Source organism: Flavobacterium sp. LS1P28 (assembly GCF_003970335.1).
Lineage (GTDB): Bacteria > Bacteroidota > Bacteroidia > Flavobacteriales > Flavobacteriaceae > Flavobacterium.
The window spans coordinates 356,087-376,259 of record NZ_RYDI01000002.1 but is presented as its reverse complement, the minus strand read 5'-3'; the positions used below and the strand labels follow the sequence as shown (position 1 = coordinate 376,259).

Annotated in this window: 25 protein-coding genes and 1 pseudogene; 4 read left to right on the top strand and 22 right to left on the bottom strand. The window is 34.9% G+C overall.

The features are described 5' to 3' along the window. Positions 1–4: 4 nt before the first annotated feature. The 21 genes from rplR to rpsL form a co-directional block, all read right to left on the bottom strand. Complete coding sequence (gene rplR, locus EKL97_RS03635; protein ID WP_113636694.1) at positions 5–355, bottom strand: 50S ribosomal protein L18; 351 nt, start codon at positions 353–355, stop codon at positions 5–7. An 11-nt stretch (positions 356–366) separates the two neighbouring features. Next, on the bottom strand, positions 367–909 hold the full coding sequence (gene rplF / locus EKL97_RS03630) for a 50S ribosomal protein L6 (protein WP_126451841.1): 543 nt from the start codon (positions 907–909) through the stop codon (positions 367–369). Between the two features lie 18 nt (positions 910–927). Continuing rightward, positions 928–1,326, bottom strand: a complete 399-nt coding sequence (gene rpsH, locus EKL97_RS03625) for a 30S ribosomal protein S8 (protein ID WP_066081018.1) — start codon at positions 1,324–1,326, stop codon at positions 928–930. Between the two features lie 140 nt (positions 1,327–1,466). Further along, positions 1,467–1,736, bottom strand: a complete 270-nt coding sequence (rpsN, locus tag EKL97_RS03620; protein WP_007136553.1) for a 30S ribosomal protein S14 — start codon at positions 1,734–1,736, stop codon at positions 1,467–1,469. Positions 1,737–1,739: 3 nt separating this feature from the next. Then, the gene (gene rplE, locus EKL97_RS03615) at positions 1,740–2,291 is read right to left on the bottom strand and encodes a 50S ribosomal protein L5 (protein WP_126451840.1); all 552 of its coding nucleotides are present in this window, start codon (positions 2,289–2,291) and stop codon (positions 1,740–1,742) included. A gap of 2 nt (positions 2,292–2,293) precedes the next feature. Then, positions 2,294–2,608, bottom strand: coding sequence for a 50S ribosomal protein L24 (gene rplX, locus EKL97_RS03610; RefSeq protein ID WP_035668111.1), 315 nt, complete (start codon positions 2,606–2,608; stop codon positions 2,294–2,296). A gap of 11 nt (positions 2,609–2,619) precedes the next feature. Next, positions 2,620–2,988, bottom strand: coding sequence for a 50S ribosomal protein L14 (rplN, locus tag EKL97_RS03605; protein WP_026717863.1), 369 nt, complete (start codon positions 2,986–2,988; stop codon positions 2,620–2,622). Between the two features lie 2 nt (positions 2,989–2,990). Next, positions 2,991–3,251, bottom strand: coding sequence for a 30S ribosomal protein S17 (gene rpsQ, locus EKL97_RS03600; RefSeq protein ID WP_066081027.1), 261 nt, complete (start codon positions 3,249–3,251; stop codon positions 2,991–2,993). A gap of 17 nt (positions 3,252–3,268) precedes the next feature. Next, positions 3,269–3,454 carry a 50S ribosomal protein L29 gene (gene rpmC / locus EKL97_RS03595; RefSeq protein ID WP_091203666.1) on the bottom strand — a complete coding sequence of 62 codons (186 nt, stop codon included), beginning with the start codon at positions 3,452–3,454 and terminating at the stop codon, positions 3,269–3,271. 13 nt (positions 3,455–3,467) lie between these two features. Next, a complete protein-coding gene (rplP, locus tag EKL97_RS03590; protein WP_007803637.1) occupies positions 3,468–3,893 on the bottom strand; it encodes a 50S ribosomal protein L16 in 426 nt (141 codons plus the stop codon). Between the two features lie 19 nt (positions 3,894–3,912). Next, positions 3,913–4,671, bottom strand: coding sequence for a 30S ribosomal protein S3 (rpsC, locus tag EKL97_RS03585; protein ID WP_126451838.1), 759 nt, complete (start codon positions 4,669–4,671; stop codon positions 3,913–3,915). Between the two features lie 5 nt (positions 4,672–4,676). Next, positions 4,677–5,087: a 50S ribosomal protein L22 gene (gene rplV, locus EKL97_RS03580; RefSeq protein ID WP_007136561.1), complete on the bottom strand. Its 411-nt coding sequence runs from the start codon at positions 5,085–5,087 to the stop codon at positions 4,677–4,679. 6 nt (positions 5,088–5,093) lie between these two features. Continuing rightward, positions 5,094–5,372, bottom strand: coding sequence for a 30S ribosomal protein S19 (gene rpsS / locus EKL97_RS03575; protein WP_007136562.1), 279 nt, complete (start codon positions 5,370–5,372; stop codon positions 5,094–5,096). A 6-nt stretch (positions 5,373–5,378) separates the two neighbouring features. Continuing rightward, positions 5,379–6,203: a 50S ribosomal protein L2 gene (rplB, locus tag EKL97_RS03570; protein ID WP_059114053.1), complete on the bottom strand. Its 825-nt coding sequence runs from the start codon at positions 6,201–6,203 to the stop codon at positions 5,379–5,381. 9 nt (positions 6,204–6,212) lie between these two features. Then, positions 6,213–6,503, bottom strand: a complete 291-nt coding sequence (gene rplW, locus EKL97_RS03565; RefSeq protein ID WP_126451837.1) for a 50S ribosomal protein L23 — start codon at positions 6,501–6,503, stop codon at positions 6,213–6,215. 6 nt (positions 6,504–6,509) lie between these two features. Beyond that, on the bottom strand, positions 6,510–7,139 hold the full coding sequence (gene rplD / locus EKL97_RS03560) for a 50S ribosomal protein L4 (RefSeq protein WP_126568135.1): 630 nt from the start codon (positions 7,137–7,139) through the stop codon (positions 6,510–6,512). Next, entirely contained in the window at positions 7,139–7,756 is a 618-nt protein-coding gene (gene rplC / locus EKL97_RS03555) for a 50S ribosomal protein L3 (protein ID WP_126451836.1), read from the bottom strand. Before rplC ends, rplD begins: the two co-directional genes overlap by 1 nt. 155 nt (positions 7,757–7,911) lie before the next feature. Then, on the bottom strand, positions 7,912–8,217 hold the full coding sequence (gene rpsJ / locus EKL97_RS03550; protein ID WP_011963470.1) for a 30S ribosomal protein S10: 306 nt from the start codon (positions 8,215–8,217) through the stop codon (positions 7,912–7,914). An 11-nt stretch (positions 8,218–8,228) separates the two neighbouring features. Continuing rightward, positions 8,229–10,385 (bottom strand): elongation factor G, encoded by a 2,157-nt coding sequence (gene fusA, locus EKL97_RS03545; RefSeq protein WP_126451835.1) that lies wholly within the window; start codon positions 10,383–10,385, stop codon positions 8,229–8,231. Between the two features lie 10 nt (positions 10,386–10,395). Next, the gene (gene rpsG, locus EKL97_RS03540) at positions 10,396–10,872 is read right to left on the bottom strand and encodes a 30S ribosomal protein S7 (RefSeq protein ID WP_035668130.1); all 477 of its coding nucleotides are present in this window, start codon (positions 10,870–10,872) and stop codon (positions 10,396–10,398) included. Between the two features lie 73 nt (positions 10,873–10,945). Next, complete coding sequence (gene rpsL / locus EKL97_RS03535) at positions 10,946–11,329, bottom strand: 30S ribosomal protein S12 (protein ID WP_007136570.1); 384 nt, start codon at positions 11,327–11,329, stop codon at positions 10,946–10,948. A gap of 272 nt (positions 11,330–11,601) precedes the next feature. Here rpsL and EKL97_RS03530 point away from each other — a divergent pair, with 272 nt between their 5' ends. The 4 genes and pseudogenes from EKL97_RS03530 (at position 11,602) to rlmB (ending at position 19,194) form a co-directional block, all read left to right on the top strand. Next, positions 11,602–13,218 carry a hypothetical protein gene (locus EKL97_RS03530; protein WP_233588544.1) on the top strand — a complete coding sequence of 539 codons (1,617 nt, stop codon included), beginning with the start codon at positions 11,602–11,604 and terminating at the stop codon, positions 13,216–13,218. A gap of 467 nt (positions 13,219–13,685) precedes the next feature. Then, on the top strand, positions 13,686–16,943 hold the full coding sequence (locus EKL97_RS03525; RefSeq protein ID WP_126568132.1) for a SusC/RagA family TonB-linked outer membrane protein: 3,258 nt from the start codon (positions 13,686–13,688) through the stop codon (positions 16,941–16,943). 11 nt (positions 16,944–16,954) lie between these two features. Then, positions 16,955–18,394 (top strand): SusD/RagB family nutrient-binding outer membrane lipoprotein, encoded by a 1,440-nt coding sequence (locus tag EKL97_RS03520; protein ID WP_126458899.1) that lies wholly within the window; start codon positions 16,955–16,957, stop codon positions 18,392–18,394. 69 nt (positions 18,395–18,463) lie between these two features. Beyond that, positions 18,464–19,194 (top strand): annotated as a pseudogene (rlmB, locus tag EKL97_RS03515) (23S rRNA (guanosine(2251)-2'-O)-methyltransferase RlmB). A 129-nt stretch (positions 19,195–19,323) separates the two neighbouring features. Here the strand turns inward: rlmB and EKL97_RS03510 are convergent. Continuing rightward, positions 19,324–20,109: a response regulator gene (locus EKL97_RS03510; protein ID WP_126568130.1), complete on the bottom strand. Its 786-nt coding sequence runs from the start codon at positions 20,107–20,109 to the stop codon at positions 19,324–19,326. Between the last annotated feature and the right edge of the window lie 64 nt (positions 20,110–20,173).

The window sequence follows — 20,173 nt, the reverse complement described above, 5'->3', positions numbered from 1 at the left end:
TATATTAGAATTTAAGTCCAGCCGCTCTTGCGCCTTCCGCTAATGATTTAATACGTCCGTGATATAAATAACCTCCTCTATCGAAAGTTACTACGTCTATCCCAGCTTTTAAAGCTTTTTCAGCAACTAGTTTTCCAACTGCTGTAGCAACTTCAATGTTCGTACCGTTACCTATTTCTTTTTCTCTTGAAGAAGCCGCCAATATAGTAACTCCGTTTACGTCATCAATAAGTTGCGCGTAAATTTCTTTGTTACTTCTAAATACAGATAGTCTTGGATTAGTAGCAGTACCACTAATTGTTTTTCTAATTCTGAATCTAATTCGTTGTCTTCTTTCAGGTTTTGTTAATGACATAATCTTATTTTTTAAGCTGATTTACCTGCTTTTCTTCTTAATACTTCCCCTACAAACTTAACACCTTTTCCTTTATACGGCTCAGGCTTACGGAAACCTCTGATTTTCGCAGCTACTTGCCCTAAAAGTTGTTTGTCAAATGATGTTAATTTCACGATAGGGTTTTTACCTTTTTCAGATATTGTTTCTAAAGTCACTTCTGGAGCAATTTCTAAAACAATATTGTGAGAATAACCAAGTGCTAAATCTAATTTTTGTCCTTGATTTGAAGCTCTGTAACCAACTCCTACCAATTCTAATGACTTAGTAAAACCATCTGTTACACCGATAATCATGTTATTGATCAAAGATCTATACAAACCGTGTTTTGCTCTTTGGTCTTTGTGATCAGAAGATCTTTCTACTTGAACTAGATCCCCTTCAACTGTAACAGTAACGTCCGAAAACTCCTGAGTTAGTTGACCATTTTTTCCTTTTACTGTAATAATACCATTTGCAACTTCAACAGTTACACCAGCAGGGATTACAACCGGACTTTTACCTATTCTTGACATCTTATTATAGTCTTTAAATTAGTATACGTAACAAATTACTTCACCACCTACATTCAATTGCTTCGCTTTTTTTCCTGTCATCAACCCTTTAGAAGTAGATACAATAGCGATGCCTAATCCATTAAGGATTCTAGGAATGGTAGAAGAACTTGAATATTTACGTAAACCTGGTTTACTAATTCTTTGGATATCTTTAATTACGGACTCTTTAGTATCTTTATCATACTTCAAAGCAATTTTGATTGAACCCTGAACAGCGTTGTCTTCAAATTTGTAACTCAAGATATAACCTTGATCAAATAAGATCTTAGTTATTTCTTTTTTTAGATTAGATGCAGGAATCTCAACGACTTTGTGGTTTGCAGCCACAGCGTTTCTAACTCTCGTCAAATAATCTGCAATAGGATCTGTATACATGTGTATTGATTTGCGGCAACGGTTTTCGACAAAGTATTTGTCGAACCTGAAACCAATTTATAAATTTCTATAATCACAAATTTCAAATTATGAATTACTTTTTAAAAGGTAATTCATAATTTGAAATTCATAATTGAATTTTACCAAGATGCTTTTTTAACACCTGGTATCAATCCGTTATTTGCCATTTCACGAAATGTAACACGTGAAAGACCGAATTGACGCATATACCCTCTTGGTCTACCTGTTAATTTACAACGATTGTGCAAACGAACTGGTGAAGCATTTTTTGGCAACTTTTGCAAACCTACGAAATCTCCAGCTTCTAACAAAGCTTTTCTTTTCTCAGCATACTTAGCAACTGTTTTTTCTCTCTTAACCTCGCGGGCTTTCATTGATTCTTTAGCCATGTCTTAATTCTTTTTAAAAGGTAAACCTAGTTCAGCCAATAATGATTTTGCTTCCTTGTCTGTTTTTGCAGTAGTTACAAAAGAAATATCCATACCTGAAATTTTGTTAACTTTATCAATATCAATTTCCGGGAAAATGATTTGCTCCAAAACTCCAAGGTTATAATTTCCTCTTCCATCAAAACCAGTAGCTTTAATACCACTGAAATCCCTTACACGTGGTAAAGCTGAAGTAATAAGTCTATCTAAAAACTCATACATTCTTTCTCCACGCAAAGTAACTTTTGCTCCAATAGGCATCCCTTTTCTCAATTTGAATGACGCAACGTCTTTCTTTGAAATAGTAGATATTGCTTTCTGTCCAGTAATCTTTGTCAACTCATCAACCGCGTAGTCGATTAGTTTTTTATCAGATACAGCTGCACCAACTCCTTTACTTAAAACGATTTTTTCCAATTTTGGAACTTGCATTACGTTTACGTATCCGAATTCCTCTTTAAGAGCAGCAATTACTCTGCTCTTATATTCTTCTTTTAGTCTAGGTATATACTCCATTACTATAGTACTTGATTAGATTTTTTTGAAAATCTTACTTTCTTATCTCCTTCTACTCTAATACCAACTCTTGTTGTTTCCTTAGTTTTAGGATCAATTAAAGAAATATTAGATATTTGTATAGAAGCTTCCTTCTTTACGATACCACCTTGAGGGCTTTTTGCACTTGGTTTCGTATGTTTCGATACCATGTTAACACCTTCAACAATCGCTTTGTTTTTCTCACGGTAAACACGTAATACTTTACCTTCAGCACCTTTATGGTCTCCAGCAATTACTCTTACTATATCACCTGATTTTATTTTTAGCTTTATCATCTTAAAACGAATTAAAGCACTTCTGGTGCTAATGATACAATTTTCATGAATTGTTTTTCACGAAGTTCTCTTGCTACCGGACCAAAAACACGAGTTCCTCTCATTTCACCAGCAGCATTCAATAACACACATGCGTTGTCATCAAACCTAATGTATGAACCATCGGCTCTTCTTACTTCTTTTTTGGTACGTACAACAACTGCAGTTGAAACAGCTCCTTTTTTAACGCTTCCGTTGGGAGCAGTATCTTTGATAGAAACTACAATCTTGTCACCAACAGAGGCATACCTTCTTTTGGTACCTCCTAAAACACGGATAGTTAAAACTTCCTTTGCTCCAGTATTATCTGCTACTTTTAGTCTTGATTCTTGTTGTACCATAATTATTTAGCTCTTTCTAAGATTTCAACTAACCTCCAACATTTGGTTTTACTTAAAGGACGCGTTTCGCTAATCCTTACCGTATCTCCAATGTTACAGTCGTTCATTTCGTCGTGTGCGTGATACTTTTTAGTTTTCAACACGAACTTACCGTATAATGGGTGTTTTACTTTACGCACTTCTGCAACAACAATAGATTTATCCATTTTGTCCGAAGTTACAACACCAACTCTTTCTTTTCTTAAATTTCTTTTTTCTTCCATCTTTCAGCAGACTACAGTTATTGTCTTTTAGTAAGTTCAGTAGCTAATCTTGCAACTGTTCTTCTTACACTTCTAATTTGAAGTGGGTTCTCAATTGGTGAAATAGCGTGAGCCATTTTTAGATCAGCGTATGTTTTCTTAGTTTGGCTAAGCTTTTCTTGCAACTCTGCTGCAGAAAGATCTTTTATTTCTGATTGTTTCATAATATAATATAGATTATGCTTCGAAATCTCTAGCAACGACGAATTTAGTTTTTACTGGAAGCTTTTGAGCTGCAAGACGTAACGCCTCTTTAGCAACTGACAAAGGAACTCCTCCAACTTCAAACATAATCCTTCCGGGTTTAACAACGGCAGCCCAATACTCAACTGCTCCTTTACCTTTACCCATACGTACCTCAAGAGGCTTCTTAGTAATTGGTTTGTCTGGAAATATTTTGATCCATAACTGCCCTTCTCTTTTCATAAAACGAGTTGCAGCGATACGTGCAGCTTCTATTTGACGAGAAGTTAAGAACATTCCATCTTCATGTACAGATTTAATACCAAACATTCCATTAGAAAGTTCATGTCCTCTTTGAGAATTCCCTTTCATTTTACCTTTTTGTACCTTACGGTATTTTGTTCTTTTAGGCTGTAACATTTTTCTTTAATTTAAAAATTTACTTTCGTTTACGAGCGTCTGGTTTACCACCTTTATTAAAAGGCTTTCTGTCTCCTCTAGGAGAATCGCCACCTTTACCACCGGCACCAGATTGTTTTTTGTCCATTCCGGCAAGTGGAGAAAGATCTCTCTTTCCATAAACTTCACCTTTCATGATCCACACTTTGATCCCCATTCTACCATAAGTAGTATGAGCTTCTGCCAAAGCATAATCAATATCAGCTCTGAAAGTTGATAGAGGAATTCTACCTTCTTTGAAACCTTCTGAACGAGCCATCTCAGCACCATTCAAACGACCAGAAATCAAAACTTTGATACCTTCTGCGTTCATACGCATAGAGGCGGCAATTGCCATTTTGATTGCACGTCTGTAAGAAATTCTGCTTTCGATTTGACGACAGATGCTGGTAGCAACTAGATACGCGTCAAGCTCAGGTCTTTTGATTTCAAAGATGTTGATTTGAACCTCTTTGTCAGTAACTTTCTTAAGTTCTTCTTTCAACTTGTCTACCTCTTGCCCACCTTTCCCGATAATAATACCCGGTCTGGCTGTAGTGATAGTAACGGTTACAAGTTTCAAAGTTCTCTCGATGATTACTTTTGATACACTAGCTTTTGATAAACGAGCATGGATGTACTTTCTGATTTTATAATCTTCGGCAAGTTTATCACCGTAATCATTTCCACCATACCAGTTTGAGTCCCATCCTCTGATGATACCAAGTCTATTTCCAATTGGATTTGTCTTTTGTCCCATCTTTATTAAATTGCTTGTGTGTTATTAATAGATCCAAGCACGATTGTAACGTGATTAGAACGTTTTCTTATTCTGTGTGCACGACCTTGTGGAGCTGGACGAAGTCTTTTCAACATCATTCCACCATCTACTGTAATCGTTTTTACAAATAAACCTGCTTCTTCCATATTAGCGTCAGGGTTTTTTGCTTGCCAGTTGGCAATTACAGACAAAACCAATTTTTCTAATTTTCTTGAAGCTTCTTTAGAACTAAATCTTAAGATGTTCAATGCTCTTTCTACCTTCTGACCTCTTACCAAGTCCGCTACTAAGCGCATTTTTCTAGGTGAAGTGGGGCAGTTATTCAATTTTGCGAAAGCAATAGACTTATTAGCCTCTTTTCTCGCATCTGCTGTTTCTCTTTTACGAACTCCCATTGCTTCTTATTTTTTACCTTTATTTTTTGCTCCAGCATGACCTCTAAAAGATCTAGTTGGTGAAAATTCTCCTAATTTGTGACCTACCATGTTTTCTGTTACGTAAACTGGTACAAATTGACGACCGTTATGAACTGCGATAGTTTGCCCAACAAAGTCCGGAGTAATCATAGAAGCTCTAGACCATGTCTTAACAACTCCTTTGTTTCCACCTGCAATGTTTTCTTGAACTTTCTTGTCTAACTTATAATGAACGAAAGGTCCTTTTTTTAATGAACGTGCCATATCTTATTATTTCTTTCTACGTTCTACGATATACTTGTTACTCGGGTTTTTCTTAGAACGAGTTCTATAACCTTTTGCTGGTATTCCATTTCTTGAACGTGGATGTCCACCAGAAGAACGACCTTCACCACCACCCATTGGGTGATCGACAGGGTTCATCGCTACAGGTCTTGTTCTAGGTCTTCTACCTAACCATCTTGTTCTACCAGCTTTTCCTGATACAACTAATTGATGGTCTGAATTAGAAACCGCTCCAATTGTAGCCGAACAAGTCAACAAGATCAATCTTGTCTCACCAGAAGGCATTTTGATTGTTGCGTATTTTCCATCTCTTGCCATTAATTGAGCAAATGTTCCAGCAGAACGAGCTATTACAGCTCCTTGACCTGGTCTCAATTCGATACAAGAAATAACAGTTCCTAAAGGAATTCTGCTCAACGGTAATGTATTCCCAATTTCGGGTTGAGATTCAGGACCAGAAACTAATTTCTGACCAACTTTCAATCCGTTTTGAGCAATAACATACGTTTTCTCTCCATCAGCATACGCTAACAAAGCGATAAATGCAGTACGATTCGGATCATACTCAATTGATTTTACCGTAGCAGGAATTCCTTCTTTAGTACGTTTAAAATCAATGATACGATATCTCTGCTTGTGACCACCACCCGTATAACGCATGGTCATCTTTCCTTGACTATTTCTACCACCAGAGTTTTTTATCGGCGCTATCAAAGAGCGTTCCGGCTTATCAGTTGTAATGGCGTCATAACCATTCACAACTCTAAATCGCTGACCTGGGGTAATAGGTTTTAATTTTCTTACTGACATTTTTCTATCTTAGATATTGTTGTAAAAATCAATTGTTTCTCCTTTTTGTACTTGAACAATTGCTTTTTTAGTTGCATTCGTCTTTCCACTTATTAAACCACTTTTAGTGTATTTAGTAGTTCTATCTGGCCTAACATTCATCGTATTGACACTTAAAACAGTTACTCCATAAGCAGCCTCAACAGCTTTCTTAATTTGCACTTTGTTTGCTTTTTTATCAACAACGAATCCGAAGCGGTTTAAAACTTCACTTTCTTTGGTTACTTTTTCCGTTACTATAGGCTTAATTATGATGCTCATATCCTATTATTTACTTAAATTTTCTTCAATTATCTCCAAAGAACTCTCTAAAAGCACTAAATTATTAGCATTTAATATAGCATAAGTACTTAATTCTAAGCTACTTACTACGCTAGAGCCTTTTAAATTGCGTGACGACAAATATACATTTTTATTTACATCACCCAACACAAACAGGGATTTTTTATTTTCTAACTCTAAAGCTTTCAAAACGTTGATGAAATTTTTAGTGTTTGGTGTTTCAAAACTAAAGTCTTCAAGAACGATAATATTCGATTCTTTAGCTTTAATAGAGAAAGCAGATTTTCTAGCCAAACGTTTCAAGCTTTTATTCAATTTAAATGAATAGCTTCTTGGTCTTGGTCCAAAAACTGTTCCACCACCTTTAAACAATGGATTCTTTGCACTACCCGCACGAGCAGTACCAGTTCCTTTTTGTTTTTTAATCTTACGCGTACTTCCCGCTACTTCAGCTCTTTCTTTAGCTTTGTGCGTTCCCTGTCTTTGATTAGCAAGATATTGCTTAACATCAAGGTATACTGCGTGATTGTTTGGTTCTATACCAAATACTGAATCAGAAAGTTGCACTTTTCTTCCAGTATCTTTTCCGTTGAAATCTAATACTTTTGCTTCCATTACTTCTGAATGATTACATAAGAGTTGTTACATCCAGGAATACATCCTTTAATAACAAGTAGGTTCTTTTCAGCCACTACTTTTAAAACTCTAAGGTTTTGAACTTTTACATTGTCTCCTCCCATACGTCCAGCCATACGCATTCCTTTGAATACTCTGGATGGATAAGAAGACGCTCCTACAGAACCCGGCGCTCTTAAACGGTTGTGTTGACCGTGAGTTGCTTGACCAACACCACCAAAACCGTGACGTTTAACAACCCCTTGAAAACCTTTACCTTTAGATACACCCTGCACATCTACAAATTCTCCTTCAGCAAAAATAGAAACATCAATAAGATCTCCTAATTTTTGTTCTGTTGCGAAATCTTGGAATTCAACGACTTTTTTCTTAGCTACAGTTCCCGCTTTTGCAAAGTGACCTAAAGCCGCTTTTGTGGAATGTTTCTCGTTTTTGTCATCGAAACCAAGTTGCAACGCTTCATACCCGTCAACACCTTTGGTTCTGACTTGGGTAACAACACATGGTCCAGCTTCGATTACTGTACAAGGAATATTCTTCCCGTTTTCGTCGAAAATGCTAGTCATGCCGATTTTTCTACCAATTAACCCAGACATAATTATTAATTATTAATTATTAAATATAAATATAGAACGCAGCTTTTAACCAAATCCTATTTTTTAAGTGGGTGCAAATGTATAACTTATTTACACACAAACCAAAAAAATAATTTTCGATTAAAAACAGCGTCCTTTTCTTACTAGTAAGCTACTTAAACTTTGATCTCTACTTCAACACCGCTAGGCAATTCCAGTTTCATCAAGGCATCAATAGTTTTTGATGAAGAGGAATAAATATCAATCAATCTCTTGTATGACATTACTTCAAATTGCTCTCTTGCTTTTTTGTTAACGTGTGGAGAACGTAATACTGTGAAAAGTTTTTTGTGAGTTGGTAATGGTATTGGACCTGTAACAACTGCTCCTGTACTTTTAACTGTTTTTACAATCTTTTCAGCAGACTTGTCTACTAACATGTGATCGTAAGATTTTAGTTTTATTCTGATTTTTTGACTCATTTTCTTAAAGATTAAGCGTTTCCTTTTGCTTTTTTGATAACTGCTTCCGAAATATTCGAAGGAGTTTCAGCGTAATGTGAAAATTCCATTGTTGATGTTGCACGACCTGAAGATAAAGTTCTTAAAGTAGTAACATAACCAAACATTTCTGATAATGGCACATCGGCTTTAATGGTTTTAGCACCCGCTCTATCACCCATATCATTTACCTGACCTCTACGACGGTTGATATCACCTACGATATCTCCCATGTTTTCTTCAGGTGTAATCACTTCCATTTTCATGATTGGCTCTAATATAACAGCACCAGCTGCTTTAGCTACCTCTCTATACCCCATTCTTGCTGCAAGCTCAAAAGAAAGTGCATCAGAATCCACAGGGTGGAAAGACCCATCCAATAAAGTTACTTTCAAACTATCTACTTGATATCCTGCTAAAGGACCAGTTTTCATAGCTTCTCTAAAACCTTTTTCTACAGATGGTATATATTCTTTAGGAACGTTACCACCTTTGACAGCATTAACGAACTGCAATCCAACAGGAGCTTTACCATCAACTTCATCAGCTGGCTCTAATCTAAATACGATATCACCGAATTTACCACGACCACCAGATTGTTTTTTGTACGTTTCTCTGTGTTGAGCAGACTTTGTAAATGCTTCTTTGTATTCAACTTGAGGCTCACCTTGGTTTACTTCAACTTTGAATTCACGTCTCATTCTATCAACTAAGATGTCCAAGTGAAGCTCACCCATACCTGAGATAATAGTTTGCCCAGAAGCTTCATCTGTTCTAACCGTAAATGTAGGATCCTCTTCAGCTAATTTAGCCAAAGCCATACCCATTTTATCTACGTCAGCCTTAGTTTTAGGTTCAATTGCAATACCAATAACCGGTGCTGGAAATTTCATAGACTCAAGAATAATTGGGTGTTTTTCATCACACAACGTATCTCCAGTTTTGATATCTTTAAATCCAACTGCCGCTCCAATATCACCCGCTTCGATATAATCGATTGGGTTTTGTTTGTTTGCATGCATTTGGTAAATACGAGAAATTCTTTCTTTATTTCCTGAACGTGTGTTCAAAACGTAAGAACCCGCATCTAAACGTCCTGAGTAAGCACGGAAGAAAGCTAAACGACCTACGAATGGGTCAGTAGCAATTTTGAAAGCTAAAGCAGCAAATGGCTCTTTAACATCGGGCTTACGCAATATTTTAGTTTGATCTTCTTCTAACAATTCAGCATCATCAGGATGAATTCCTTCAATACCATCTTTATCCATTGGAGATGGCAAATATTTACATACTGCATCTAACATGAATTGAACTCCTTTATTTTTAAAAGAAGAACCAGCAATCATAGGAATGATAGCCATATCCATTACAGCAGCTCTCAATGCAATATTGATTTCTTCCTCTGTAATAGAGTTTTCATCTTCCATGAATTTTTCAAGTAAAGTCTCATCATAATCAGCTACTGCCTCAATAAGAATCGATCTGTACTCCTTCACTTCTTCAAGCATATCCTCTGGAATAGGCACAATATCATACGTTGCTCCTAAACCTTCTTCATGCCATACTATAGCTTGATTTTTAACTAAATCCACAACACCTCTGAAATCATTTTCTTCACCAATAGGCAAAGTGATTGCAACTGCGTTTGATTTCAACATATCTCTTACTTGTTGACAAACCATCAAAAAGTTAGATCCTTGTCTATCCATTTTATTAACGAATCCAATACGTGGAACTCTGTATTGATCTGCCAATCTCCAGTTCGTTTCTGATTGTGGCTCAACACCATCAACAGCACTAAATAAGAAAACCAAACCATCAAGAACACGCAAAGAACGGTTTACTTCAACTGTAAAGTCAACGTGTCCCGGTGTATCGATAATATTGAAGTGATAAGGAGCTGTTTCAGATAAAACTTTACCTTGTTCAGTTGGAAAATTCCATTCACAAGTTGTAGCTGCAGAAGTAATTGTAATACCTCTTTCTTGCTCTTGTGCCATCCAGTCCATTGTTGCAGCACCATCGTGCACTTCACCAATTTTGTGTGATTTTCCAGTGTAGAATAATATACGCTCTGTTGTTGTTGTTTTACCAGCATCAATGTGAGCAGCAATTCCTATGTTTCTTGTATATTTTAGATCTCTAGCCATTTCTTAAGAATTAAAATCTAAAGTGAGAGAATGCTTTATTAGCTTCTGCCATTTTGTGAGTATCCATTCTTTTCTTAACAGCAGCTCCTTCTTCTTTAGCCGCAGCTAAACATTCTGAAGCTAACCTCTGAGCCATCGATTTTTCGTTTCTTCTTCTAGAATAAAGAATTAACCATTTCATCGCCATAGAAATTTTTCTGTCTGGACGAATTTGCATCGGAATTTGGAATGTAGCTCCACCTACTCTACGACTACGTACTTCTACGTGAGGCATAACATTGGTTAAGGCATCTTTCCAAATTTCTAATGATGGTTTCTCCGCATCTTGTTTTTTAGACTCAATGATGTCAATTGCATCATAAAATACTTTAAACGCTGTCGATTTTTTTCCATCCCACATTAAGTTGTTCACAAAACGTGTTACCAGTTGGTCATTAAACCTAGGATCTGGTAAAAGTGGTCTCTTCTTTGCCGCTCTTTTTCTCATGTCTTTTTTTTAATAAAACGTCATACTAATATAGTCGCGACGAATCGCGGCTTTACAAGAATAACTTTTTAAATTACTTTTTTGCTTCTTTTGGGCGTTTTGCTCCGTACTTAGATCTTCTTTGCGTCCTTCCTGCTACTCCTGACGTATCAAGGGCACCACGAACGATGTGATATCTAACTCCTGGCAAATCTTTTACCCTTCCACCCCTAACTAATACTATCGAGTGCTCTTGTAGATTGTGTCCTTCACCAGGGATGTAGGCATTTACTTCATTACCATTTGTCAAACGTACACGCGCTACTTTACGCATTGCAGAGTTTGGTTTTTTTGGTGTTGTAGTGTAAACACGCGTACAAACCCCTCTTCTTTGAGGACAAGAATCTAAAGCAACCGATTTACTCTTCTTAGTTATCTGAGTTCTTCCTGTTCTTACTAATTGTTGAATTGTTGGCATAATTAATACTAAAAATTTCTTATTATATTAAATTCCCGCTTTTTACGGGGTTGCAAATGTAGAAAATATTTTTTATTCTACAAACGTTAATCCACTAATTTTCAATAAGATTATTTTATCATTCGATTTTAATCGCAAAAAGCAGATATTTACATTCTATTTAATAAAACAAAATTCACTTGAAGCACTTCCTTATTTATATTCTCCTTTTTAATTTGGGCTTACACTGCTCTGCTCAAAGCTTTCGGGTACTCATTACAGGAAAATCAATATTGGAAACAAAGACAATCGACTCTTTAAAATATAACCCAAAACACACTAACACAAAATCAATTGAAATTGAATTAAACAGGCTGTCCGAAGATCTTTCAAGAATTGGATACATTGACAACATTACCGGACCACCAATCCAAATAAATGACTCCAGTTATCTTGCTAAAATACATTTAGGAGAAAAAATAAAAGCGATACATATATATATAGGTAGCAACAAAAAACCAAACCTTCCTATACTTTTAAAAGAAGAAGAAGATACTATTATACTACCTTACCCAGAAATAGATTTTTACTTGCGTAAAAAAATACAAGAACTAGAACAAAATGGGTTTGCATTAGCTAAACTAAAGCTGACAAACATCAAAAGAATAAATGCCGTTTTGTATGCCAATTTAAAAATAGAAACTGACAAAAAAAGAATCTTAAATGCGATAACCATAAATTATGAAGACACAAATTCAACTACAAAATTCCCATCCGGACATTTTGCTCAACTAAACAGAAAATACAAAACAAGCATTTTTAACCAAAAAGTACTCGATCAGATTTACACTGATTTTGAAAATTTTGGATTCATCAGTCAAATAAAATATCCGGAAATTTTATTTACAAAAGATACCACAAAAGTATACGTATATCTTCAAAAAAGAAAATCAAACACATTTGACGGTTTCATTGGATTTACTAACAATGAAAATCAAAAAATCACATTGAATGGATATTTAGATGTACAACTCCAAAATATTTTAGGTACCGGCGAACAACTTTCAGTATATTGGAAAAGCGATGGCAATGACCAAAAAACATTTAAAGCAAGTGTAGAATTGCCCTATTTACTAAAAACTCCAATAGGCCTAAAAGCACAGATTCAGCTATTCCGACAAGACACAACCTTTCAAAACACTAAAACCGCAATAGACCTGAGCTACTTCATTAATTACAACACCCGGTTTTATTTAGGATACCAAAAAACAGAATCCAGCGCTATCCAAAATTTAAACAATAATCCAATTAGCGATTTCAATAATTCGTTCCTAACGTCAAGTTTTAATTATATCAAATTAAACACAGCCAATTCTGTTTTTTCAATAAAATCAAGTCTCACACTACAATCCGGAATAGGAAGCAGAGTTCTTTATACCCTATCCGAAAATACAACAAAAAGCAACCAGTTTTTTATAAACATTCAAGGTGTACACAACTTTAACCTGAATAAAAAAAATTCCATCTATGTAAATAGTCTAAATTATTATCTACAAAGCAATAATTATGTCACAAACGAATTATATCGTTTTGGGGGATTCAACAGCGTAAGAGGTTTTGCTGAAAATAGCCTGCAAGCCTACCTCATGACTTCACTACTCACGGAGTATCGCTATATTGTATCTCCCAATCTTTACGTTCATTCAATTTTAGATTACAGTATTTACAAAGATAAATCCGCAATAGACCAACAAGACAAAAAAGAAAACTTAATAGGCATTGGAATGGGATTGGGATTACTAACAAAAAATGGATTATTCAAATTAGCACTTGCCAGTGGGAGCACCACAAATCAACCAATAGAAATCAACAATACAATTGTACACATCAGCTATAATGTCACTTTTTAAAACATTAGAAACCGATTACACGACTTTTGTTCTATTAAAAATAGTCAAAATTTAAATATCAAAAAACATTGCGAACAGCATCTTAAATTAATTTCTAATTTACTTCAAAACTTAAATAAAAGAATTAGAAAACATTTTTTGACATGGCAAACAGTTTTCGTCTCTATTTCTTTGCATCCAGTAAGGCACAATATCCAGCCCATACTTTTTTTAACAGAACATTTACACTACAGACAAACATAGCAGTAAAAAAAATCTAGATATCCGCAAACAATTATCATCCTATTTAAACAATATTATGTTTTCATGAGATATCTCCTGATTTTTGTTTAAAAAAAACAAAAATATTGACTAATTAATAGTATTTATTGAAAATATTAAATTATTGTTAAATTTTAACGATAAATAATTAGGAATATTAACAAATTATTAAGAGATTTGCTAAACTAATTCAAAATATTTATAAAATGAAACTAAAGTTCAATGGATTCTTTGTACTACTTGTAGTACTTATGGCGCAGCTTACTTTTGCGCAAGAAAGATCTGTTTCAGGTGTTGTTTCTGATAATGCAGGATTGCCAATACCAGGCGTGAGTGTATTAGTGAAAGGAACAAATACTGGAACACAAACTGATTTTGATGGGAAATATTCCATCAGAGCAACACCAAGCCAAGTCTTGGTATTTAGCTACATTGGGATGAAAACCAAAGAAGTAGCAGCTAGTTCGTCGATTGTAAGTGTCAAATTAGCAGGTGACGCATTAGAACTTGAAGGTGTTGTTGTAACAGCTTTAGGGATTAAAAGAGAGAAAAAATCTCTAGGTTATGCTACTCAGGAAGTTAAAGGTGACGCTGTAGCCCTAGTAAAAAGTTCAAACTTTGTAAACTCGCTATCTGGTAAAGTTGCAGGTTTAGAAATTAAAACTTCAGGAAACTTAGGTGGGTCCACACAAGTAGTTATCAGAGGAAATAACTCAATACAAGGAAATAATCAAGCATTATTTGTAGTTGATGGTGTTCCAATAGATAACAGCAACTCAAACACAAGGGATCAACAAGCTGGTAGAGGTGGATATGACTACGGTAATGCTGCATCCGATATCAACCCTGATGATATTGAATCTATTAATGTTTTAAAAGGAGCTGCTGCAACTGCACTTTATGGTTCTCGTGCCTCTAATGGTGTTGTAATGATCACTACTAAAAAAGGGAAGAGTCAAAACGGTATTGGAATCACTATTAGTTCGAGTTTAACTTTAGGGAGAGCAGACAAAGAAACTTTGCCTAGATATCAAAATAAATACGGAGCTGGATATGGTCCTTATTATGACTCCGCTGATGGATATTTTGGATTGGCTGACGTTAACGGAGACGGTGTTGATGATTTAACAACTCCTTTTACTGAAGATGCTTCTTATGGAGCAGCATTTAACCCATCGTTATTAATTTACCAATGGAATTCTATTTATCCTCAATTAACTGAAACTTTCGGAAAAGCGACTCCTTGGGTTGCTGGTAAAGCAACTCCAAATTCTGTATGGGGTACTGGAAGTACTGCTGTAAACTCTGTTTCATTAGATGGCGGGGATGATAAAAGTTCTTTTAGATTAGGTTTTACCAACTTATTACAAGAAGGCAACTTACCAAACAGTGGTATTAAAAGAAATACAATCTCTTTCTCAGGAACTCATAATTTAACTGAAAAATTAAAAGCTTCTGCAAGTTTTAATTTTATCAAAACTGATGGAAAAGGGAGAAATGGTACAGGTTATTCTTCTACAAACGTAATGCAACAGTTTAGACAATGGAATCAAATGAACGTTGATTTCGACGAACAAAAAGCTGCTTATTTACTTACAAGAGAGAACATCACTTGGAATCCAAACTCTTCTACTAATTTAAAACCCATTTATTCAGATAATCCATATTGGACATTCTATGAAAATTATCAAACAGATACAAGATCAAGATACTTTGGTAATATAGCATTAGATGATAAATTAACTAATTGGTTGAGCATAATGGGTAGATTCTCTTTTGACACCTACAGTGAATTACAAGAGGAAAGAACAAATGTTGGAAGTGCAGACGTATCTAAATATTCAAGAAACAATAATAATGTATCAGAATACAACTACGATTTAATGTTAAACTTCAATAAAGATTTAACTGAAAAATTAAATTTAGAAGGCAACATAGGTTATAATGTTAGAAACAACATTAGAAACAGTATTTTTGCAACTACTAACGGAGGTTTAAACAAATCGCGTCTTTATTCACTTTCAAACAGTGTTAGTCCAATTCTTGCACCGCAAGAATATGAAGCAAGTAGTATGGTTGACGGTGCTTACATAAGAGCTAGTTTAGGTTATGATAATTTTGCTTACTTAGAAGGAAGTTACAGAAGTGACCGTTCATCAAATTTACCAAAACAAGATAACAGATACGGCTATTACTCCGTTTCTGGAAGTTTAGTTTTCTCTAAATATATTAATGTAGACTGGTTATCCTTTGGTAAATTAAGAGCTAATTACGCTGAAGTAGGTAACGACACGACACCATACAGTGTGTTCAACACATTCGATATTGGAACTCCATTTAACGGAACTGGTATTGCTTCAAATCCTGGTGCTCAAAATAATTTGGACCTTTTACCAGAGAGACAAAAAAGTTATGAATTTGGTTTAGAAATGACTTTCTTTAAAAGACGTCTTGGATTTGATGTGTCTTATTACAATGACTTAAATATCAATCAAATTACAAGTATTCCATTATCAACGGCTACAGGATATAATTCAGCAGTTTTAAATGCTGGAACAATCGAAAACAAAGGACTTGAGGTCCAGATTAATGGAACACCACTAAAAACAAATGATTTCAGATGGGATTTAAATTTGAACTGGTCTCAAAATAAGAGTTTAGTTGTTGAATTATTGAACGGTATTGAAAATTTACAATTAGCTTCATTACAAGGTGGCGTTTCTATTAATGCTACCCCTGGACAACCTTACGGAACCATCAGAGGTAGTGATTTTATTTATGCTGATAATGGCCAACCAATCGTTAACCAGACAGGAAGCGGATCTAGAATTGGTACGTATCAAAGAACAGGTGCAAATAACATAGTTATTGGAGATATCAATGCTGATTGGAAAGCAGGCCTTAACAACAGTTTCACATACAAAAATTTCAATTTAAGCTTCTTAATTGACATGCAAAAAGGTGGAGATGTTTTCTCCCTTGACACATGGTATGGTTATGCGACAGGAATGTATGATTTCTCAGCTGCCAATAATGAATTAGGTAACCCTGTTAGAGATCCAATTGTTGGAACACCAGGAAACTATGGAGCTAATAGTGGTGGATTTATTTTACCAGGTGTGGCTCCTGATGGAACACCAAATGCAGTTAGAGCTAATGGAAGTGTATATACAACAGCTTGGGGCTACGCTAGAGCCCCTAATAAACTTCATGTTTATGATGCGGGTTACGTGAAGTTACGTGAGGCAAGTTTAAGTTATAACTTTAGTACTAAAACATTAAAAAATTCTCCTTTCACTAATATTGTTGTATCGTTAATTGGAAGAAATCTATGGATTATTGATAAAAATACTCCATATTCAGATCCTGAAGCTGGTCTAAGTTCTGGAAATGTTCAAGGATACCAATCGGGAGCTTATCCATCAATAAGAGAAGTCGGAGCAAGTCTTAAACTACAGTTTTAAAAAATTAAATTATGAAAAAAATAATATTAACAACATTAACTATTATTACTTTAATGGTATCATGTCAATCTGACGACCAATATGAAGATAAAAATAGAGATCCAAAGAACCCTACTCAGGTTAGTTCAGATTTTTTATTCAATGCTGCGACCAAGAGTTTGTTCGATCAGATGACCAGCACCAATGTAAATACAAATATCTTTAGGATGTTAGGTCAACATTGGACTGAGACAACTTACGTAGATGAAGCCAATTATGATTTCAATACTCGTAATATCCCACAAAACCACTGGTCTGAAATGTACCGAGATGTTTTATTGGATTTAGCAACTGCAAAAACAAATAATGATGCAGATACTGCAATATCAGAGGCTACCAGAAAAACAAGAAATGCTCAAATTGAGATTTTGGCAATTTATACTTGGGCGCAAATGGTTGAAACTTTTGGAAACATTCCATATACTCAAGCGTTGAATGCAGGTAAATACGTATTACCCAAATATGATGACGCAGCGACAATTTACAGCGATTTGCTTACTCGTTTAACTGCTACAATTCCAAACTTATCTAACACCGGTTTTGGAGCAGCAGATAATATTTACGGAGGAAATACAGCTAAATGGAAAAAATTCGGTAATTCATTGTTATTAAGAATGGGAGTAAGAGTTGCGGATGTTTCGGCAATGACTGCTCAATCAACTGCTGCAATTAAATCGGCTGTTAGTGGTGGAGTATTCACATCAAACGCCGATAATGCTGCTTTAGCTTATTCCAGTGCTACTCCCAATACTAATCCAGTTTGGGTTGATTTAGTACAATCAGGAAGATCGGATTTTGTTATTGCTAATACATTAGTGGATAAAATGAATGATCTTAATGACCCTAGAAGACCTTTTTACTTCGATCAAAATAAAGGGGCAGGTGTTTACGAAGGCGGACCTTATGGTGATAATAATGCTTTTTCATCTTACACTCATGTAAGCGCAAGAGTAATAGACCCAACTAATCCAGCATCGTTAATAGATTATTCAGAAGTTTGCTTTTACTTAGCGGACGCAGCGGAGCGCTCTATATCAGGAACACCTGCTACAGCTGCTGATTTTTACAATAAAGGTATTACTGCATCATTTGACTATTGGGGAGCTCCAAATGCAGCTAATTATTTATTAAGTACTAAAGTAAATTATGCCACAGCACAAGGAACTTGGAGAGTAAAAATTGGTACCCAACTTTGGTTAGCTATGTATAACAGAGGTTACGAAGCATGGACTGCTTGGAGAAGTTATGATTTCCCTGGCTTTAACTTACCAGCAGTATCTGAAGATCCAGTTCCAACGAGATACACCTACCCTATTAATGAACAAAATTTAAATAACGCCAACTATACTGCTGCATCTGCCGCAATTGGAGGTGATAAACAAACAACAAAACTTTTCTGGGATAAATTCTAGTTATCACTTAATTCAATTATTAAAACCACCCCATTTTTTGGGGTGGTTTTTTTTTATATCTTTTGCATGATAGAAAAAGAACATAAAATATTTGAGATTAGAGCGATAATTGAAGCTATATAAGCGGGTGCAACAGTAGACAAAGTTTATATTCAAAAGGAAGCAAGAAGCAAACTAATGTAAAACTTAATGAAAGTGATGAAGCGCAGAAACATCAACTTTTCGTATGTTCAAGTTGAAAAACTAAACAGATTGACTCCTAACAATCATCAAGGTGCGGTGGCAACTATCCCGACAATTTCCTTTTTTGATTTAGAATCTTTGATTGAATCCGTAATAGAGAATGGAAAGAAACTTTTGTTATTAATTTTGGTAAATATCGGATGCCCATAATTTTGGTGCTATCAAAAGAACGGCCGAATGTACAGGAGTAAATGAAATCATCGTTCAAAAAGCAGGTTCAGCACCAATAAACGATGATAAGGTAAAACATCTGCAGGCGCCGTTTTTAATATTCTTATTTGTACCGTAGGACGCATCAAAGACACTATTTTTTTGTTGCAGGCTACTGGTATAAAGAACGTTGTGGCCATTGAGAAAACAGATCAATATATATGACATTTTACTTAATGAACCCGTAGCGATTATTATAGGATCTGAAGATCGTGGTGTAAATCCTTCGTTTCTTGAAATTGTTGATAAAAAAGCAAAACTTCCAATGGTTTGGAAGCATTAGATCATTAAACATTTCGGTAGCCTGTGGTGCTTTCTTATGTGAAGCGACAAGACAACGATCTTAGAATTTTTATTGTAACACCCTCTTCTAAAATGAGTTATGACTTCGGTAAATTCATTTTTTTTACTTGTAAAAAGTCCAGACCTTTATTAATAAATTAAAAAAACACAACAATTAATTATTCCTTATTTTCTTAGTTATTCTCCAGCAATTTACTGTCATTATGGATGGATTTTATATAATCTCTGGGCGTCAGATTACTATATAACTTAAAACTAGTGGTAAAATATGAAAATGAATTAAATCCTGTTTCATGAACCAAGAACTGTATGTTTCTTTCTCCAAGATGGATCAGCTTAATGGCGTAATCCAATCGAAACTCTCTCATATATTGGCTGATGTTCTTATTTGTCAGTTTTCTGATTCTTTTATCTAAAGTTGATTTACAAATAAAAAGCTGTTTGGACAATTCATCTATATCAACATTCAATTTCAAATTATTCAACAAATGTTCATTTACACTCGTAAGAAAATCTTTTTCAGATAATTTTATAGTAACTTTTGAAAACGGATCTGGTTTGAATTTTTTTTCTATATTATTTTTGAATTCAAGTAAATTATTGACTTTAAAAATTAACTCTCTAACCTTAAAAGGCTTTACTATAAAATCATTGACTCCGTTTTCAAGTAGCTTATACTGAACGCTATCGTCTATATTAGCAGTGATTATTACAAATGGAACTGCGTTTAGTTTACCATTTTTTTTTATATTAAAATACAAATCTTCTCCATTCATATTAGGCATCATCAAGTCACTAATAATAATATCGGGTATGTGTTTGTTTAAGTATAACAGTGCATCAATACCGTCTTTGAACCAGTTCACATTAAAACCACTCAGGCTCAATAACTCCGAGATTGAGTTGCCAAGCGCTACATCATCTTCAATCAATACTATTCCGCTTTTTTGATTTATCATGCACCTAAATTAACTATTTTTATTTTAAATTATTGTTATTATTTTTTAAATCATTAGGACTAGT

Bases quoted from the DNA above. Each gene is read 5' to 3' on its own strand.
- rplW (WP_126451837.1), bottom strand. From the start codon at position 6,503: ATGAGCATCATAATTAAGCCTATAGTAACGGAAAAAGTAACCAAAGAA.
- rplX (WP_035668111.1), bottom strand. From the start codon at position 2,608: ATGATAAAGCTAAAAATAAAATCAGGTGATATAGTAAGAGTAATTGCT.
- rpsC (WP_126451838.1), bottom strand. From the start codon at position 4,671: ATGGGACAAAAGACAAATCCAATTGGAAATAGACTTGGTATCATCAGA.
- rpsQ (WP_066081027.1), bottom strand. From the start codon at position 3,251: ATGGAAGAAAAAAGAAATTTAAGAAAAGAAAGAGTTGGTGTTGTAACT.
- rplN (WP_026717863.1), bottom strand. From the start codon at position 2,988: ATGGTACAACAAGAATCAAGACTAAAAGTAGCAGATAATACTGGAGCA.
- EKL97_RS03520 (WP_126458899.1), top strand. From the start codon at position 16,955: ATGAAAAAAATAATATTAACAACATTAACTATTATTACTTTAATGGTA.
- rplR (WP_113636694.1), bottom strand. From the start codon at position 355: ATGTCATTAACAAAACCTGAAAGAAGACAACGAATTAGATTCAGAATT.
- fusA (WP_126451835.1), bottom strand. From the start codon at position 10,385: ATGGCTAGAGATCTAAAATATACAAGAAACATAGGAATTGCTGCTCAC.
- rpsJ (WP_011963470.1), bottom strand. From the start codon at position 8,217: ATGAGTCAAAAAATCAGAATAAAACTAAAATCTTACGATCACATGTTA.
- rpmC (WP_091203666.1), bottom strand. From the start codon at position 3,454: ATGAAACAATCAGAAATAAAAGATCTTTCTGCAGCAGAGTTGCAAGAA.
- rplD (WP_126568135.1), bottom strand. From the start codon at position 7,139: ATGGAAGCAAAAGTATTAGATTTCAACGGAAAAGATACTGGAAGAAAA.
- rplE (WP_126451840.1), bottom strand. From the start codon at position 2,291: ATGGAGTATATACCTAGACTAAAAGAAGAATATAAGAGCAGAGTAATT.
- rplV (WP_007136561.1), bottom strand. From the start codon at position 5,087: ATGGGAGTTCGTAAAAGAGAAACAGCAGATGCGAGAAAAGAGGCTAAT.
- rpsH (WP_066081018.1), bottom strand. From the start codon at position 1,326: ATGTATACAGATCCTATTGCAGATTATTTGACGAGAGTTAGAAACGCT.
- rpsN (WP_007136553.1), bottom strand. From the start codon at position 1,736: ATGGCTAAAGAATCAATGAAAGCCCGCGAGGTTAAGAGAGAAAAAACA.
- rplB (WP_059114053.1), bottom strand. From the start codon at position 6,203: ATGTCAGTAAGAAAATTAAAACCTATTACCCCAGGTCAGCGATTTAGA.
- EKL97_RS03510 (WP_126568130.1), bottom strand. From the start codon at position 20,109: ATGATAAATCAAAAAAGCGGAATAGTATTGATTGAAGATGATGTAGCG.
- rplC (WP_126451836.1), bottom strand. From the start codon at position 7,756: ATGTCTGGGTTAATTGGTAGAAAAATCGGCATGACTAGCATTTTCGAC.
- EKL97_RS03525 (WP_126568132.1), top strand. From the start codon at position 13,686: ATGAAACTAAAGTTCAATGGATTCTTTGTACTACTTGTAGTACTTATG.
- rplF (WP_126451841.1), bottom strand. From the start codon at position 909: ATGTCAAGAATAGGTAAAAGTCCGGTTGTAATCCCTGCTGGTGTAACT.
- rpsS (WP_007136562.1), bottom strand. From the start codon at position 5,372: ATGGCACGTTCATTAAAAAAAGGACCTTTCGTTCATTATAAGTTAGAC.
- rplP (WP_007803637.1), bottom strand. From the start codon at position 3,893: ATGTTACAGCCTAAAAGAACAAAATACCGTAAGGTACAAAAAGGTAAA.
- rpsL (WP_007136570.1), bottom strand. From the start codon at position 11,329: ATGCCAACAATTCAACAATTAGTAAGAACAGGAAGAACTCAGATAACT.
- rpsG (WP_035668130.1), bottom strand. From the start codon at position 10,872: ATGAGAAAAAGAGCGGCAAAGAAGAGACCACTTTTACCAGATCCTAGG.